The sequence below is a fragment of the Pseudomonas oryzae genome (genome assembly GCF_900104805.1).
GTDB lineage: Bacteria > Pseudomonadota > Gammaproteobacteria > Pseudomonadales > Pseudomonadaceae > Geopseudomonas > Geopseudomonas oryzae.
Genome location: NZ_LT629751.1, coordinates 990,931 through 1,007,472 on the forward strand (window position 1 = coordinate 990,931; position 16,542 = coordinate 1,007,472).

Here is a 16,542-nt window from a genome sequence, read left to right on the forward strand (position 1 = left end):
CCCCAGCGCCGGGCCTTTTGCTGTCCGCCGTCCACACGCTTCTGCCTAGTCCGGTTTGACGATGAGCGCAGCCGGGCCGCGCCGGATCATCGAGTCATGAGCAGATTCGCTCGATGAGATCGACGGAGGAGTAGGCGATGCATGTGATGCGAGAGAAAACCGCGGTAGAGATCGAGCTGATCGCTCGCGCCCGCCGCCTGGTTCCCGCCCTGCGCGAGCGGGCCGAGCGGGCCGACCGCGAGGGCAAGGTGCCCGACGAGACCATCCGCGAGATGCAGGAGGCCGGCCTGTTCCGCGCCCTGCAGCCGAAGCAGTGGGACGGCTACGAGGTCGACCCGCGCACCTTCTTCGAGATCCAGATGACGCTGGCCGAAGGCTGCATGTCCACCGCCTGGATCTACGGCGTGATGGGCGTGCACCCCTGGCAGCTGGCCCGCTACCCGGTCGAGGCCCAGCAGGACGTGTGGGGCGAGGACACCAGCACGCTGATCTCCTCCACCTACATGCCGGTGGCCAAGGTCACTCCGGTGGAAGGCGGCTACCGCATCAGCGGGCGCTGGGGCTTCTCCAGCGGCAGCGAGCACTGCCAGTGGTGCCTGCTCGGCGGCATCCTGCCGGGTACTGAGGAGCAGCCGGCCGAGCACGGCACCTTCCTGGTGCCGCGCAGCGACTACCGCATCGAGAAGAACTGGGATGTGCTCGGCCTGCGCGGCACCGGCAGCCACGACATCGTGATCGAGGACGCCTTCGTCCCCGCCCACCGCGTGCAGCGCACCAACAACTCCAGCCTGGCGGCCACCCCGGGGCGCGAGGTCAACACCAACCCGATCTACGCGCTGCCTTTCGCCCAGGTGTTCACCCGCGCGGTGTCCAGCTCATGCCTCGGCGCCCTGCAGGGGGCGATCAACGAGTTCAGCGACAACGCCAAGAAGCACATCGGCAAGCACGGCGCCAGGACCGCCGAGGACCCGGTGGCGCAGACCGCGGTGGCCGAGGCGATCACCACCGTCGATGCCTTCAAGCTGGTGCTCGAACGCAACTTCGCGCACATGCTGGCGCTGGCCGAGCAGGGCGAGATCCCCGACACCGAGACCCGCCTGCTGTACCGCTACCAGTCCGCCCAGGTCACCAACGTGTGCGCCGAGCGGGTCAGCGACCTGCTGCGCTCGATGGCCGCCTCCGGCCTGTACAACACCAACCCGGTGGCGCGCACCTTCCGCGACCTGCACCAGGCGCGCGGACACATCTCCAACAACGTGGCCGCCTACGGGCGCAGCTACGGCGCGGTGCAGCTCGGCCTGCCCAACCCCGATCCCTACGTCTGAACATCCAGCGACCACGGCACAGGACAGCACAACAATGACAACACAGGTTCGGCCTCAAACCGCCTACGACGTGATCGTCGTCGGCTCCGGCGCGGGCGCCATGTCGGCGGCGGTGGTCGCCGCCGACCAGGGCCTCTCGGTGCTGGTCGTCGAGAAGAGCGACAAGTACGGCGGCACCTCGGCGATCTCCGGCGGCGGCATCTGGATCCCCAACAACCACTACTTCGCCGAGAAGGGTGGCAAGGACAGCTACGACAAGGCCTTCACCTACCTGAAGGCCTCGACCAACGGCCTGGTCGACGAGGAGCGCCTGCGCGCCTACCTCGAATACGCGCCGCGGATGATCCACTACCTCGAGACGCGCAGCCGTGTGCGCTACGCGGTGGCGGAGAAGTATCCCGACTACTACCAGCACCTGCCCGGCTCGCTGCCCGGCGGGCGCAGCCTCGACCCCGAGCTGTTCGACACCAGCCTGCTCGGCGACGAATACGACAACATGCGCAAGCCGTCGCCGACCACCCTGCTGATGGGCTGCATCGCCTGGACCGCGCGCCACGCGCACAAGGCGATGTCCCGCGAGTTCGGCTGGCGGCTGATGATTCTCGGCCTGATCGCCCGCTACAAGCTCGACTTCAAGTGGCGGCGCAAGACCAAGATGGACCGCCGCGCCGCCCTCGGCGCCTCGCTGATCGCCGCGCTGCGCCGTTCGCTGATGGACCGCGACGTGCCGCTGTGGCTGAACACCGACTTCCGCGAGCTGGTGGTGGAGAACGGCCGGGTGACCGGCATCACGGTGGTGCAGGGCGGCCAGAAGATGACCCTGCAGGCGCGCCGCGGGGTGATCTTCGGCAGCGGCGGCTTCGAGCAGAACCAGGCGCTGCGCGACAAGTACCTGCCGCAGCCGACCAAGGTCGGCTGGAGCGCCACCCCGCCGGGCAACAACACCGGCGCCGCGCTGGAGGCCGCGCAGGCCATCGGCGCCGCCACCGACCTGATGGACTGGGGCTGGTGGGCGCCGACCATCCACGTCCCCGGCGAGGAGAAGCCGCGCGGCATCTTCGCCGAGCGCGCCTTCCCCGGCGCCATCGTGGTCAACGGCCACGGCAAGCGCTTCGTCAACGAGGCGGCGCCGTACCTGGAGTTCGTCGACGCCATGTACCGCGAGCACCAGAAGGACGGCAAGAGCATCCCGGCCTGGGTGATCTTCGACGCCCACTACCGCTTCAACTACGCCATGGGCCCGCTGATGCCGGCGCAGGTGATGCCCGACAGCCGCCTGCGCAAGGAATGGCTGAACAGCGTGTACTGGAAGGCCGACAGCCTGGCCGACCTGGCCAAGCAGATCGGCGTCGATCCCGCCGGCCTGGATGCCACGGTGAAGCGCGTCAACGAGTTCGCCCGCAGCGGCGTCGACGCCGATTTCGCCCGCGGCGGCAACGTGTTCGACCGCTACTACGGCGACAGCAACGTCAAGCCCAACCCGTGTCTGGCGCCGATCGCCAAGGGGCCGTTCTACGCCATGCGCCTGGACGCCGGCGACATCGGCACCAAGGGCGGCCTGCTGACCGACGCCAACGCCCGGGTGCTGCACGAGAACGGCCAGCCGATCCCCGGCCTGTACGCCATCGGCAACACCTCGGCCTCGGTGATGGGCACCAGCTATCCCGGCGCCGGCGGCACCCTCGGCCCGGCGATGACCTTCGGCTACATCGCCGCCCGGCACATTGCCGCCAGCGCCTGAGGAGAGCGGTCATGAAGCACGATGCGATTTCCACCTGCACTGACATCCAGCTGCCGCTGCAGGTGGCCGATGCCGGCAGCCTGCAGTGGGACGATCAGTGCGACGTGCTGGTGATCGGCTGGGGCGCGGCCGGCGCCTGCGCGGCGCTGGAGGCCCGCGCCCAGGGCGCCGACGTGCTGGTCGCCGACCGCTTCACCGGCGGCGGCGCCAGCGCCAAGAGCGGCGGGGTGGTGTACGCCGGCGGCGGCACCCGCCAGCAGCGCGACGCCGGCTACGCCGACAGCCCCGAGGCGATGTTCGACTACCTCAGGCACGAGACCCAGGGCGTGATCGGCGACGCCACCCTGCGCCGCTTCTGCGAGTCCAGCGCGGCCAACCTGGAATGGCTGGAAGGCCACGGCGCGCGCTACGAGCACAGCATGCCGCCGGGCGGCGGCAAGACCTCCTATCCGCCGGACGGCTACTTCCTCTACTACTCGGGCAACGAGATGGTGCCCTCGCACCGCGGCCAGCACACGCCGGCACCGCGCGGGCACCGTACCGTGGGCAAGGGCCAGTGCGGCGCGGTGCTCTACGGCCATCTGCAGCGCGCCTGCCTGAAGGCCGGCGTGCGGGCGCAGACGCAATCCGCCGCGCGCCGCCTGGTGCTGGACGCCCGGGGCCGGGTGATCGGCGCCGAGCTGTGGTGCCTGCCCGCCGGCAGCAAGGCGGCGAAAGAGCATGCCCGCCTCGCGGCGCGCGCCGAGCGCCTGCAGAACTTCGCCCCGAGCTACTGCGACGGCCTGCGCCGCAAGCTGGCGCGGATCGAGCAGCAGCACGCCAGGCCACGGCTGGTGCAGGCGCGCCGCGGGGTGATCCTCAGCACCGGCGGCTTCATCTTCAACCGGGCGATGATCGGTGAACACGCACCCAAGTACCGGCGCAACTTCAAGGTCGGCGCCACCGGCTGCGACGGCAGCGGCCTGCGCCTGGGCCTGTCCGCCGGGGCGGCCAGCGACCGCCTGCAGCAGGTCTCGCCGTGGCGCTTCATCAACCCGCCGCTGTGCTGGCCCAAAGGCATCGTGGTCAACATCGCCGGGCAGCGCTTCGTCAACGAGGAAGTCTACGGCGGCACCCTCGGCTATCCGCTGTGCGAGGAGCAGGGCGGCAAGGCCTGGCTGGTGCTGGACGCGCGCCTGCGCCGCCAGGCCATCAAACAGGCGCTGTTCGGCGGCTACTGGTGGTTCCAGAGCGTGCCGGCGCTGGCGTTGATGCTGCTGAAGGTGCGCAAGGGCCGCACGGCCCGCGAGCTGGCCGGCGCCACCGGCATGCAGCCGGCGCTGCTCGAGGAGTCCTTGCGCGCCTACAACGCCGCCGCGCGCGGCACCGCGCCGGACCCGGTCGGCAAGTCGCAGAGCAGCCGCCAGGTGCTCGACCAGGGGCCGTTCTACGCCTGCGACATCTCGGTGGGCAACCCGGTGTTCCCGCTCGGCGCGCTGACCCTCGGCGGCCTCAAGGTCGACGAGGACAACGGCGCGGTGCTCGACGGCCAGGGCCAGGCGATCCCCGGCCTGTATGCCGCCGGGCGCACCGCCATCGGCATTCCCTCGCACCTCTACATCAGCGGCCTGTCGCTGGCCGACTGCGTGTTCTCCGGCCGTCGCGCCGGCGAAGCGGCGGCCCATGCCGGCCACACCACCACCCAGGCCGCGCCGCTCGGCGCGCACGCCTGAACCAGGAGACGAACATGACAGGACGGGTACAGGACAAGATCGCCCTGGTCACCGGCGGCGCCAGCGGCATCGGCCGCGCCATCGTGCAGGCGCTGGTGGGCGAGGGCGCCCGGGTGCTGATCAGCGACCTCAACGCCGACGCCGGCCAGGCGCTGGCCGACCAACTTAATGAACAGCGGGGCGGCGCGGCCAGCTTCGTCCGCCACGACGCCGCCAGCGAGGCCGACTGGAACGCGGTCGCCGAGCTGGTGCGCGAGCGCTACGGCCGTCTCGACGTGCTGGTCAACAACGCCGGCATCCTGCTCAAGGGCTCTATCGAGGAAACCAGCCTTGAGGATTGGCACAAGCTGCTGCGGGTCAACGCCGACAGCGCCTTCCTCGGCTGCCGCATGGCCGTCGCGCTGATGAAGGACAGCGGCGGCGGCTCGATCATCAACGTCTCGTCCATCGCCGCCCTGGCCGGGCGCGACGACTACGCCGCCTACGGCGCCTCCAAGGGCGCGGTGGCCGCCCTCAACCGCGCCGTTGCGGCCCACTGCCGCCGGCAGAAGTACCGCATCCGCTGCAACTCGCTGCATCCCGACGGCGTGCTGACGCCGATGACCGTCGCCAGCTACCCGCCGGGCATCGACCCGGCGAAGTTCACCATCGACAGCGACCCGATGAACCGCATGTGCCTGCCCGAGGACGTCGCTTCCGCCGCCCTGTACCTGGCCAGCGACGAGTCGCGCGCCATCAACGGCATGGAACTGCGCATCGACAGCGGCCAGTTCGTCATGAGTATCTGAACATGAACAGTCCCGAATACATCTCCCTGCGCGTCGCGCAGGTCATCGAGGAAACCGCCGACGCCCGCTCGCTGGTGTTCGAGGTACCGGCCGAGCTGGCCGAGCGCTTCCGCTACAAGCCGGGGCAGTTCCTCACCCTGCGCATCCCCTTTGAGGGCAGCTGGCTGCCGCGCTGCTACTCGCTGTCCAGCACGCCGCTGCTGGACGAGCCGCTGCGCGTCACCGTCAAGCGCGTCAAGGACGGCCGCGCCTCCAACTGGCTGTGCGACGTGCCCAAGGCCGGCGATGCCATCGAGGTGATGGCGCCGGCCGGGGTGTTCGTGCCGCGCAGCCTGGACGGCGACTTCCTGCTGTTCGGCGGCGGCAGCGGCGTCACCCCGGTGCTGTCGATCCTGCGCTCGGTGCTGCACGCCGGCCAAGGCCGCGTGCTGCTGATCTACGCCAACCGCGACGAGGCCTCGGTGATCTTCCGCGACGAGCTGAAGGCACTGGCCGCCGCCCATCCGCGCCGCCTGCAGGTGATCCACTGGCTGGACTCGGTGCAGGGCATCCCCGCCGTCGAGCAGCTCGCCGAACTGGCGCGGCCGTTCCGGCACGCCGAGACCTTCATCTGCGGCCCCGGCCCGTTCATGGACGCCGCGGTGTCCGCGCTGCATAGCCTCGAGGTGCCCAGCGCCAAGGTGCACGTCGAGCGCTTCGTCTCGCTGCCCGGCGAGGGCGAGCAGGGCGAGGCGCCGGTCAGCGAGGCGGCGGTGGCCGCGCGTCTGGAGGTCAGCCTCGATGGCGCCGAACACGCCCTCGACTGCGAACCGGGCGAGACCCTGCTCGACGCCATGCGCCGCAATGGGGTGCGCGCGCCGCACTCCTGCCTGGTCGGCGCCTGCGCCTCGTGCATGTGCACGGTGGAGCAGGGCGAGGTCGAGCTGCTGCGCAACGAGGCCCTCGACCAGCAGGAACTGAACGAAGGCTGGACCCTGGCCTGCCAGGCCGTGGCCACCAGCGCGCACGTGCGCGTGCGCTTCCCCGACTGAGATACGGATGGCCGAGATGACCGATATTCCGCTGACCACCCCGGCCGCCGAGGGCGTGCCGCCGACCATTCCCGCCCTGGTGTTCGCTTGCGCGCGTCGCCACGCCGGGATCTGCGCCCTGGCCGACGGCGAGGTGCGCATCGACTACGCCGAGCTGCCCGAGCGGGTGCTGGCGGTGAGCCGTGCGCTGATCGCCGAGGGCATTCAGCCCGGCGACCGCGTCGCCGTGTGGGGGCCGAACCGCCACGACTGGGTGCTGGCCGCGCTGGGCATCCACTGCGCCGGCGGCGTGCTGGTGCCGATCAACACGCGCATGAAGGGCGTTGAAGCCGCCGACATCCTCGAACGCAGCGGCACCCGCCTGCTGTTCTGCGTCGGCCAGTTCCTCGGCATCGACTACCCGGCCATGCTCGAACCCCACCGCCCGGCTAGTCTCGAGCGCGTGGTGGTGCTGCCCTGCGAGGCGCCCTCCGACCATGGCGACCTGAGCTGGCAGGGCTTTCTTGCCGCCGGCGCAGCGGTCGACATGGACGAGGCCCAGGCGCGCGCCCTGACCGTGCGCCCGGACGATCTGTCCGACCTGCTGTTCACCTCCGGCACCACCGGCAAGCCCAAGGGCGTGATGAGCGCCCACGGCCAGAACCTGCGCGCCTTCGCCGAATACGTGCAGGTCATCGGCCTGCGCCCCGGCGACCGCTACCTGATCGTCAACCCGTTCTTCCACGCCTTCGGCTACAAGGCCGGCTGGCTGACCTGCCTGCTCGGCGGCGCGACCATCCTGCCGCACCCGGTGTTCGACGCCGAGGCGGTGTTCCAGCGCATCGAGCGCGACCAGATCACCGTGCTGCCCGGCCCGCCGACCCTGTACCTGTCGATGCTCGCCCACCCCAAGCTGGCAGAAAGCGACCTGTCCAGCCTGCGCATCGCCGTCACGGGAGCTGCGACCATCCCGCCGGTGCTGGTCGAGCGCATGCGCCGCGAACTGGGCTTCGCGGTGGTCACCACCGCCTACGGGCTGACCGAGTGCGGCGGCCTGGCGACCATCTGCGATCCGGCCGACGACGCCGAGACGGTGGCCACCACCTGCGGCCGCGCCATCCCCGGCACCGAGGTGCGCGTGGTCGACGGCGAAAACCGTGCGCTGCCGCCGGGCGAGGCGGGCGAGGTGTGCCTGCGCGGCTTCCACGTCATGCAGGGCTACTTCGAGAACCCGCAGGCCACCGCCGAGACCATCGACGCGGAGGGCTGGCTGCACACCGGCGACGTCGGCACCCTGGATGCGCGCGGCTACCTGCGCATCACCGACCGGCTCAAGGACATGTTCATCGTCGGCGGCTTCAACTGCTACCCGGCGGAGATCGAGGCCGGCCTGCTCGAACACCCGGCCATCGCCCAGGTCGCGGTGATCGGCGTGCCCGACGAGCGCATGGGCGAGGTCGGCTGCGCCTGCGTGGTACTGCGCCCCGGCCAGCAGCTCGACGAACCCGACCTGATCGCTTGGTCGCGCCAGCGCATGGCCAACTACAAGGTGCCGCGCCTGGTGCGCTTCTTCGAGGTGCTGCCGGTGAATGCGTCGAACAAGGTGGTGAAGGCCGAGCTGCGCGCCGCGGTGGGCTGAGGGCGGGCCGGCTGGCAGTTGCATAACCCACTGTAGGGGCGAATTCATTCGCCAAAATGCCCCGCGCAGGCGAATGAATTCGCCCCTACGGGCCGGGACATCGCTTGCGCGATTGCCCTGCAGATCGCCGCCGAAAGTTCACCGGCACGGCTATACACTGGAGAGCCATCCCGCAAGGACACTCCTCGTGACCGTCTATGGCATCGTACTGTTCGCGGCCCTGCTGCACGCCTCCTGGAACGCCATCGTCAAGGGCGGCAGTGACAAGCTGCTCACCACCGTACTGGTCGCCGGCTCGGCCGCGCTGCTCGCCGGTGTGGCGCTGCCGTTCCTCGACCAGCCGGCCGCGTCGAGCTGGCCGTACATCGCCGCGTCGGTGCTGCTCCAGGTGGTCTATTACGCCCTGCTGGCCAGGGCCTATCAGGTCGCCGACATGAGCCATGCCTACCCGCTGATGCGCGGCTGCGCGCCCCTGCTGGTCGCGGTGCTCGGCGTCTACTGGTTGGGCGAGCCGCTGAGCGGCAGCGCCTGGCTGGGCATCGCGATCATCTGTGGCGGCATCCTGGGGATGGCCGGACGCGGGCTCGCCGGCAGTGCCGGGCTGGGGATCGCGCTGGCCAATGCCGGGGTGATCGCCGGCTATACCCTGATCGACGGCGTCGGCGTGCGCCTGTCCGGGGCACCGGTCGCCTATGGCCTGTGGATCTTCCTGCTCAGCGGCCTGGCCCTGGTGGCCTGGGCGCTGGCGCAGTTGCAGCGGCGCGGGGCGCTGGTCCGCTACCTCGGCGGCAACTGGCACTACGGCCTGATCGGCGGCTTCGGCACCATCGCCTCGTACAGCCTGGCGCTGTGGGCCATGACCCTGGCGCCGGTGGCGGTGATCGCCGCCCTGCGGGAAACCTCGATCCTGTTCGCCACGGCCATCTCGGGGTTGATCCTCAAGGAACGGCTGAGTGCGGTGCGCATCGCCGCCGCCTGCGTCATCGCGCTCGGCGCGGTGACCCTGCGGCTTCCTTGACTGGCTTGGGGGGATCGTTCACCTGCAGCCGGCCGACGCAGCCGCAACTGCGCCGGTCGTGACTGCGCCTTTCATGCCCTAGTTGGTGCAGCCGGAGGTCTCCGGATACAGGTAGACCAGGCCGCGCTTCTCACCCTTGGAGTCCTCGTAGGTCATGGCCGCGGGAATGACTCCGCAGAAGGTCTTGGCCTGATCGGGAATGAAGTACTCGACCTTGACCACCTTGGAGATGTCCAGGGGCATGCCGTACTGGTACTGCTTGAACTCGGGGGTCTGCACGTCCTTCACGCCCTTCATCACCATCAGCGGGGGCGGGGTATCGGTTTCGGTTTGCGCGATGACCACGGACGTGGTGGACACGGCCGAGAGCACGGCGACGGCACAGCACAACTGCACTGATCGACTTTTCAACAGCTTCATGGGATGCCTCCCGGAAACAGGAATCGGGCTCCATCAAGATCGTTCGATGCAGGGCACCGGGTTGGGCATCGGCTGGCCGGCAACCCTGCACGGGTTCCGTCAGCGGTAACGCTAGCAGACTGGATCGGCGCTGCTGCCGTGGGCGTGTCCGTTCGTCCGCTTCTCGCGGGGCCGGCCCGCTGCGTGCTAGGGCCGACGCCGTGGCCTGATCGGCGCGCCCAGGGCGCGCGCGTCTAGACCGCCCTCCTGGCTGGCCCCGGCGTGCCGGCCAGCGGCGGCGTGACGGCGAGCGGGGCCGGCTGGCGCGGCCTACCGTTCATCGCCTGGAGCACCCGGGACGGCGCCCGCATGGCCCATGCGCGTCGCCGAAGGCGGTGTATGATCCGGCCCAGTCGCCTCTCGAAACCCTCTGCAGGAACCCGGTCATGGAAGCCAACAGCCGTCCCCTGATGCGCATCTTCGAACCCACCGTCTGCTACCAGATCCCGCTGTTCCAGCGCCCCTACGTGTGGCGGCGCGAGGGTAACTGGCAACCCTTGTGGGACGACTTCGAGCGGCAGCTCGGTCAGGCGCTGGCTGGCCAGCGACTGCGCCCGCACTTCCTCGGCGCGGTGGTGATCGAGCAGCTGTTCGACGCCAGCGGCTGGGTGCAGTTGCGCCAGGTCATCGACGGCCAGCAGCGCTTCACCACCCTGCAACTGCTGCTGATCGCCCTGCGCGACCTGTGCGCCAGCCTGGGCAGCGCGCGCTACTTCGAGCGCTTCGACTCGCTGGTCTCCAACCGTGCCGCGCTGGTCGACCGGCCGGAAGAAATCTGCAAGTTGCTGCCGACCAACTTCGACCGCCGCGCCTACGCCCAGGTACACCGGGCCGGCAGCCCCGAGGCGCTGCTGGCGCAGTTGCAGGCGGAGGGCGAAACGCTCGACCGCGAGCAGGGCATCGCCGGCGCCTACCTGTACTTTCACGCGCAGGCCAGCGACTGGCTGGCGCAGCCGGTCGAGGAGCGCCCCTACCTGGAGCTGGAGGACCGCCTCGAAGCGCTCTGGGCGGTGGTGCAGAAGGGCCTGCAGTTCGTGGTGATCGAGCTCGGCGAGCACGACGAGGCCCAGGTGATCTTCGAGACCCTCAACGCCCGTGGCACCCAGCTGCTGCCGGCCGACCTGATCAAGAACTTCCTGTTCCGCCGCGCCCAGGCCGAGGGCGACGACATCGACCGGCTGTACCAGACCTACTGGGCTGAATTCGACGGCGAGTTCTGGCGCGAGGAAGTCCGCCAGGGCCGCGACAGCCGGCCGCGCATCGACATCTTCATGCGCCACTTCCTCACCCTGGCCATGCGCCGGGACGTCCGCTTCGTGCACCTGTTCGACGAGTACAAGCACTACGTGCAGTACACGGACGACTGGCGCTCGTGCCTGATCGGCGAGGCCAGCAGCGCCCGCGAGCACCTGGCGCTGCTCGCCAGCTACGCCGAACACTTCCGCGAATTCGCCAGCCCCGCGCCGGGCTCGCACCTGGCACGCTTCCTCAAGCGCCTGGAAGCGCTCGACACCTCGGCGATTTATCCGCTGCTGCTGCTATGCAGCCAGCAACTGCGCCCGCAGCAGGAGGACGAGTTCGAGGCGATCCTCGACGTGCTTGAGTCATTCCTGTTCCGCCGCATGATCTGCGGCCTGACCAGCAAGAACTACAACCGCCCGTTCCTCGACCTGATCCGCCATCTGGAGGACCGGGGCAGCATCAGCGCCTGCGCCGTCGAGCAGTTCCTGCTGGCCAGCGAAGGCGAGGGCGCGCGCTTCCCGACCGACGCCGAACTCAAGCGCGCGATCCTCGACCACCCGCTGTACCAGTGGTGGCCGCAGTACCGCGTGCGCGCCGTGCTGGAGGCCCTCGACGCCGCGCTCGGCAACCAAGAAAGCGCGGCAGACGCCCAGCCGTCCGCGCTGGCCATCGAGCACATCCTGCCGCAGAAGTGGGACGAACACTGGCCGCTGCCGAAAGCCGTGCAGAAGAGCCCGCAAGGCAAACAGGCCTTCACCGAACAGCGCGACCGTCTCAAGCACACCCTCGGCAACCTGACCCTGCTCGCCGGCAGCCTGAACCCGGCGCTGTCGCGCTCGCCGTGGGAAGTGAAGAAGGCGGAGCTGCTCAGGTACGGCCAGCCGGGGCTGAGCCGCGAGCTGCATGAGCTGGAGGACTGGGCGGAGCGGGAGATTCTGGCCAGGGGGGAGGTGCTGGCGGAGGTGGCTTGTGGGGTGTGGCGTTATCCGGTGAGGGAGCGGGAGGTGGTGTGAGCTGCCGAGCCTGATCGCTTGGTCCTACAGCCCATGGCGATCTACAGGATGCCGGGATTGATGTGTTGCTTCGGCGCACTGCCGGTGAATGCTCGAGCAAATGGTGGTGATGGAAGGCGCAGCTCCTAGGGAGTGATTCAGGCGCTACCGACCGGGGCAGCTGGGCTGCCTCGGTCGTTGCTTGGTTTTGATGGGGCAGGATTTAGAATTCTCGTTTTTTGTCCCGAATAGAGAAAACTTACCGAAAGACAATTGTTACGTTAACGTTTGGTTGTGCGCTAACGCTAGCCAACCGGCTTTGCCAGGGACGGATTGCACGACTTACACAAACACCTCCCATTCGAAAGCGACGTCTGGCCGCCATGGGCCCACTGTTCTTGATGGTCAGCATGCATATCATCCAGGTTGATTTCAATCCCGCAATTCGCGCACTTTTTACCACCAATAATCCAAATTGCAAGCCTTTCTTCGTCGGTGAATAAACGCTTAGGATCTTTTACGGATACATCCGGATTATCTAGTAGAAAGTAGCGCGTAAGGACTGATACGCGATCGCGGAGGCTATTTAGGTCGTTTGTTCCCTGTTGCATCAATCTGCCAAACTCAATTAACACAGGGTCTCTGTCATCCTCGGGAAGGTCGAGGTTTGCAGTGCGGCGGACATGGAAGTCCGTCAGGAAACCCCTGATCTTGCTTGCAAGCTTTGCGTGTCCGTACTCATGCATCACCCTCTTGATAAAGATGTAGTAAAGTGGTGGGTATGCTTGTTTTGATAAAAGAGCGTCATGATCGGCGAATATCTTTGAGAGATTTTTAAGTTGGTCGGTCACTCTCCTTTCTAGGCCGCTTGCATCGGCAGCGCTCATCTGTTTGTTCTTTTTTACTAGGTCGTCTAAAAATCTTTTCTTAAGGTCTGAGTATGGTCCACCACCGCCCTGCGCAGTCCGCTCCAAGAGCAGAAACTTTGCGGCGATCTCGTAGTGCTGATATCTCTTGTTTGAGATTTTTAGCTTTTTCTTGAAGAATTCGTCCGATGCGATATCACGAATGAGGCGGCACATTTCTCCACCCATTGCGTTTCGCTTTTCTGCAGCATTGAGAGGTTCACCATTGTTTAGTCGAGAGAATAGTTCCTCAATGTCTTCATCCGCAGCGTTTTGAATAAGAACAACCGAGAGCGACGTCGCCTTAAATTCTTCTCTCCAGAACTCAGAGAGTTCTGAAAATTTTGCTCCTGGTTGAGGGCTAGGTTGGCCAGGTCGTTCCTCCATTAGTGAAAAATCTGTTGCTAGTTGGAGGTTGTCTTGCATAAACGCATAGATGGTGTGAAGTCGCTGCTTTCCATCAACAATTGCATATTCGTATATGCCCTTGTTGTTGCGAAGGTCGTGAAAGTAGAGTTTCGGAACATCGAATCTATTAAGGATGGAGTCAATGAAAAGTTGTTGTCTCTCGGTGGACCAGATGGCTGATTCGCGCTGATACTCAGGATTCTCCTGAATGGAATTGCGATTGACCCAGAGCTTTGAAATTGTAAATGGCTGATCTATGCAGTGCATTTCCTTCTCCTTTTCGATTCATTCTGACTCATAACGAACAAATTAATAGGCGCAAGCTTGTGTTGAGAGTGTTCCGAGTAAGCGCAAAAGTCTCGCATGGTTGGATTTATTTGCTTGCCGGGTCTTTCAGGTTTCTGAGAGCTATATCTTGGGGGTGGAGGTTGTTTGTTAGATTTGTTCATGTGCACTCAGTAATCTAAAAGAAACCTTGTTGATGTATGGGCTCCTGTAAGGTCCTGATTAATAGCGTTTCGAGCTGAACGTAATAGATGGCATCTGGATTGCGAGTTGGGTGAGGGGGGTTGAGAACTTATACATCATTACAGCAACTCCCTATGCGTGAGGCATTCGAATAGGTATCGAGATTAGCGCGAGCCAAAGAAGAAAGACAACTGGAAAAGCCTGTCGGAATGCATCGAGACTTCCAGGGTCTACTCTGGGGCGAACTCTGCCAGCCTCAGAGTTCTTGGGCAGATGGCCCCCTCTCTAGCGCCAACCCTAACCCAACCATGGACTCACTCCATCCCCCCCCCATTCCTTGCTCCAGATCAACAAAGCCCCCACTACCCGCGCGGCTAATCCATTCGGATGATGTTGCCCCTCGGCCCCCGCCAAAGAATCCGACCCGTGTCACACAGGGCGAGCCGCCGCTGAAAACTGGGCGGTTCGCGACTTCTTCCCGCACGACCATGGGTGAGTCGATGGAGCAAACAACAAGAATTTCCCCCGAGGAGCTGGTGGCCCGTGCCCGGGCGCTGGTGCCGCTGCTGGCCGAGCGTGCCGCGCAGGCCGAGGCCGAGCTGAAGGTGGCCGACGATGTGATCGCCGCGCTGCAGGAGGCGCAGCTTTTCCGCGTCATGCAGCCGAAACGTCACGGCGGCTTCGAGTTCGGGCCCAAGGTGTTCGCCGAGATCCAGCAGACGCTGGCCGAGGGTTGCATGTCCACCGCCTGGATGTATGGCGTGGTGGCGGTGCATCCGTGGCAGCTGGCGCTGTTCCCCGAGCAGGCGCAGCAGGAGGTATGGGGCGAGGATGCCTCGACGCTGGTGGCCTCGACCTACATGCCGGTGGCCAGGGTCACGGAAGTGGAGGGCGGCTACCGCATCAGCGGGCGCTGGGGCTTCTCCACCGGCTGCGAGCACTGCGACTGGGTGTTCCTCGGCGGCAACCTGACGCCGGGCGTCGGCAAGGGCAACAGCTACCGCACCTTCCTGCTACCCAAGAGCGACTACCGCATCGAGCGCAACTGGGAGGTGATCGGCCTGCGCGGCACCGGCAGCCACGACATCGTGGTCGAGGACGCCTTCGTGCCGCTGCACCGTACCCACGCCACCCAGCAGCACGACGACGCGGCCAACCCCGGCCGCGAGCTGAACAGCGCGCCGCTGTACCGGGTGCCGTTCGCCCAGATGTTCATCCCGGCGGTGTCCAACGCCTGCCTCGGCGGCCTGGCGGCGGCCATCCAGCACTTCAAGGACTACGCCAAGCAGGGCATCAGCAAGAACGTCGGCATGCGCACGGTGGACGATCCCAACGCGCAGCTGGCCTATGCCCGCGCGGTGGTGGCCCATGAGCAGATGGTGGAGAACCGCAAGCGCCACTACGACGTGCAGATGAGCTACGCCGAGCGCGGCGAGGCGGCGCCGGTCAACGAACGGCTGCGCCAGCGCTACCAGCTCGCCCAGGTGGCCAACGAGTGCGCCCACCAAATCAACGAGCTGCTGCGCTGCTGCGGCGCTGCCGGCACCTACCGCAGCTATCCGCTGACGCGGATCTTCCTCGACGTGTTCACCGGCCGCGCGCACATCGCCAACAACGTCGACCTGTTCGGCCGCGCCTTCGGCTTCATCGCCCTCACCGACCAGACCACCACCGACAGCTTCCTCTGAGCCCAGGAGACCCGACCATGTCCATGAACCGCGCAAAGATCATCGCCGACCCGATCCCCGAGCGTTACGCCCGCGGCTGGCACTGCCTGGGCTCGGCGCAGAAGTATAAGGACGGCAAGCCGCACACGGTGAACGCCTTCGGCTACCGCCTGGTGGTGTTCCAGACCTCCGATGGCGCGCTGCAGGTGCTCGACGCCTGGTGCCCGCACATGGGCGGCGATCTCAGTCACGGCCGCCTGGAGGGCGACAACGTGGTCTGCCCGTTCCACGGCTGGCAGTTCGACCGCGAAGGCAAGGCGGTGAGCATTCCCTACTGCAAGCGCGTGCCGCCGAAGGCGCGGGTGGGCCGCTGGGCCACCGCCGAGCTGAACGAGGCGCTGTTCATCTGGCACGACCCGGACGGCAACCCGCCGATCGAGGGCCAGGAGATCCCGCGTCTGGAGGAGCTGTATTCGCCGGAGTACAGCGAGATGCGCTGGGCCGAGTGGGTGATCAACGCCAACAGCCGCGAGCTGGTGGACAACATCGTCGACATGGGGCACTTCGACGAGACGCACCAGTCGCCGTCGCTGTTCTTCGCCAACCTGTTCGAGGACCACAAGGCCACCCAGGTGCAGATCTCCGGCTCGCGGATCATGAGCGCGGGCGAGGCGGTGATCACCTACGCCACCTACTACGGACCGGGCGTGCTGCTGGTGTCGCTGAAGGGGCCGTACAAGGGCCACTACATGGAGACCATCTACATCGTCGGCAACACGGCGATCGACCACAACAGCTTCACCCTGCACTTCGGCGTGGCCACCAAGTTCATCCCGGGGCTGAGCAAGGCGGAGAACCAGCAGCTGATCGCCGAGTGGACCGAGCTGCAGCAGGTCGCCCTGGGCACCGACGTGGCCATCTGGGACAACAAGGTGCGCATCGGCAACCCGATGCTGTGCGAGAGCGACGGGCCGATCTACCACGCGCGCAAGTGGTACGACCAGTTCTTCCAGCCGATCAACGAGGCGTCCGAGGAGTCGACCCGCCGCTACGAGCATGAGATCGACATGGACTACGTCGGCGTGAAGCCGGAACTGCGCCACCTGCGCGGCTGATTGCGAACAGTGCGCCGGGCGCTCTCCTGTAGGGGCGAATTCATTCGCCTTCG

Annotated in this window: 12 protein-coding genes; 10 read left to right on the forward strand and 2 right to left on the reverse strand. The window is 66.6% G+C overall.

Annotated features, from left to right (window positions below; genetic code table 11):
• Positions 1 to 137 precede the first annotated feature (137 nt).
• From BLT78_RS04590 to BLT78_RS04620, 7 genes are all read left to right on the forward strand, one after another.
• Positions 138 to 1,325 carry an acyl-CoA dehydrogenase family protein gene (locus tag BLT78_RS04590; RefSeq protein WP_090347840.1) on the forward strand — a complete coding sequence of 396 codons (1,188 nt, stop codon included), beginning with the start codon at positions 138 to 140 and terminating at the stop codon, positions 1,323 to 1,325.
• Positions 1,326 to 1,359: 34 nt separating this feature from the next.
• Positions 1,360 to 3,066 carry an FAD-dependent oxidoreductase gene (locus tag BLT78_RS04595; protein ID WP_090347841.1) on the forward strand — a complete coding sequence of 569 codons (1,707 nt, stop codon included), beginning with the start codon at positions 1,360 to 1,362 and terminating at the stop codon, positions 3,064 to 3,066.
• Between the two features lie 11 nt (positions 3,067 to 3,077).
• Complete coding sequence (locus tag BLT78_RS04600; protein WP_090347842.1) at positions 3,078 to 4,778, forward strand: FAD-binding protein; 1,701 nt, start codon at positions 3,078 to 3,080, stop codon at positions 4,776 to 4,778.
• A 14-nt stretch (positions 4,779 to 4,792) separates the two neighbouring features.
• Positions 4,793 to 5,566: a glucose 1-dehydrogenase gene (locus tag BLT78_RS04605; protein ID WP_090347843.1), complete on the forward strand. Its 774-nt coding sequence runs from the start codon at positions 4,793 to 4,795 to the stop codon at positions 5,564 to 5,566.
• A gap of 2 nt (positions 5,567 to 5,568) precedes the next feature.
• Positions 5,569 to 6,597 (forward strand): ferredoxin--NADP reductase, encoded by a 1,029-nt coding sequence (locus tag BLT78_RS04610; RefSeq protein WP_090347844.1) that lies wholly within the window; start codon positions 5,569 to 5,571, stop codon positions 6,595 to 6,597.
• Between the two features lie 16 nt (positions 6,598 to 6,613).
• Entirely contained in the window at positions 6,614 to 8,215 is a 1,602-nt protein-coding gene (locus tag BLT78_RS04615; protein ID WP_090352139.1) for a FadD3 family acyl-CoA ligase, read from the forward strand.
• Positions 8,216 to 8,402: 187 nt separating this feature from the next.
• Positions 8,403 to 9,233, forward strand: coding sequence for a DMT family transporter (locus BLT78_RS04620; RefSeq protein WP_231975703.1), 831 nt, complete (start codon positions 8,403 to 8,405; stop codon positions 9,231 to 9,233).
• A gap of 78 nt (positions 9,234 to 9,311) precedes the next feature.
• On the opposite strand, the gene BLT78_RS04625 is transcribed toward BLT78_RS04620, so the two are convergent.
• On the reverse strand, positions 9,312 to 9,653 hold the full coding sequence (locus tag BLT78_RS04625; RefSeq protein ID WP_090347846.1) for a DUF2790 domain-containing protein: 342 nt from the start codon (positions 9,651 to 9,653) through the stop codon (positions 9,312 to 9,314).
• Positions 9,654 to 10,078: 425 nt separating this feature from the next.
• Here BLT78_RS04625 and BLT78_RS04630 point away from each other — a divergent pair, with 425 nt between their 5' ends.
• Positions 10,079 to 11,947 carry a DUF262 domain-containing protein gene (locus tag BLT78_RS04630; RefSeq protein ID WP_090347847.1) on the forward strand — a complete coding sequence of 623 codons (1,869 nt, stop codon included), beginning with the start codon at positions 10,079 to 10,081 and terminating at the stop codon, positions 11,945 to 11,947.
• 284 nt (positions 11,948 to 12,231) lie between these two features.
• Here the strand turns inward: BLT78_RS04630 and BLT78_RS04635 are convergent, their stop codons facing one another.
• Positions 12,232 to 13,506: a GmrSD restriction endonuclease domain-containing protein gene (locus BLT78_RS04635; RefSeq protein ID WP_090347848.1), complete on the reverse strand. Its 1,275-nt coding sequence runs from the start codon at positions 13,504 to 13,506 to the stop codon at positions 12,232 to 12,234.
• Positions 13,507 to 14,195: 689 nt separating this feature from the next.
• Between BLT78_RS04635 and BLT78_RS04640 the strand changes: the two genes are divergently transcribed.
• Both BLT78_RS04640 and BLT78_RS04645 read left to right on the forward strand, forming a co-directional pair.
• Complete coding sequence (locus BLT78_RS04640) at positions 14,196 to 15,395, forward strand: acyl-CoA dehydrogenase family protein (RefSeq protein WP_231975704.1); 1,200 nt, start codon at positions 14,196 to 14,198, stop codon at positions 15,393 to 15,395.
• Positions 15,396 to 15,412: 17 nt separating this feature from the next.
• On the forward strand, positions 15,413 to 16,489 hold the full coding sequence (locus tag BLT78_RS04645) for a Rieske 2Fe-2S domain-containing protein (RefSeq protein ID WP_090347850.1): 1,077 nt from the start codon (positions 15,413 to 15,415) through the stop codon (positions 16,487 to 16,489).
• The last annotated feature ends 53 nt before the right edge of the window (positions 16,490 to 16,542 follow it).